The organism is Peptoniphilus faecalis, from assembly GCF_012976305.1.
Classification (GTDB): Bacteria; Bacillota; Clostridia; order Tissierellales; family Peptoniphilaceae; genus Peptoniphilus_A; species Peptoniphilus_A faecalis.
The window spans coordinates 1-689 of sequence record NZ_JABDSR010000036.1 but is presented as its reverse complement, the minus strand read 5'-3'; the positions used below and the strand labels follow the sequence as shown (position 1 = coordinate 689).

General features: G+C 49.1%; 1 rRNA gene. It reads left to right on the top strand.

Features of this window, described 5'->3' with window-relative positions:
- Positions 1 to 689 (top strand): 23S ribosomal RNA (locus HKO22_RS10635); the annotation flags it as partial.

Here is a 689-nt window from a genome sequence, read left to right as displayed (position 1 = left end):
AAAAAGGAAGTGGGGACGCAGGAGGATAATAAGAGCGCCCAGTTGGTGAGGCGTGCAAGCGCAAAGTCTGAAAAGTAGGCAAAACCGCTTTTCGAAAAAGATGAAGCGTGATGCGGATCGAAAACAAGTAGAGAAGCTTAAGACTCCACACTGCCAAGAAAAGCCACTACAAGAGAAGTATCGCCCGTACCGCAAACCGACACAGGTAGGTGAGGAGAGAATCCTAAGACGAGCGGAAAAACCTTTGTTAAGGAACTCGGCAAAATGACCCCGTAACTTCGGGAGAAGGGGAACCCCTGTAAAAGGGGGTCGCAGTGAAAAGGCCCAAGCGACTGTTTACCAAAAACACAAGTTTCTGCTAAGTTGAAAAACGAAGTATAGGAGCTGACACCTGCCCGGTGCTGGAAGGTTAAGGGAAAGAGTAAGCGCAAGCGAAGCTTAGAACTGAAGCCCCAGTAAACGGCGGCCGTAACTATAACGGTCCTAAGGTAGCGAAATTCCTTGTCGGGTAAGTTCCGACCCGCACGAAAGGTGTAACGATTTGGGCACTGTCTCAACAAAGGATCCGGTGAAATTGTAGTAGCGGTAAAGATGCCGCTTACCCACGACAGGACGGAAAGACCCCGTGGAGCTTTACTGTAGGCTGAGATTGAATTTTGGGATTAAATGTACAGAATAGGTGGGAGGCA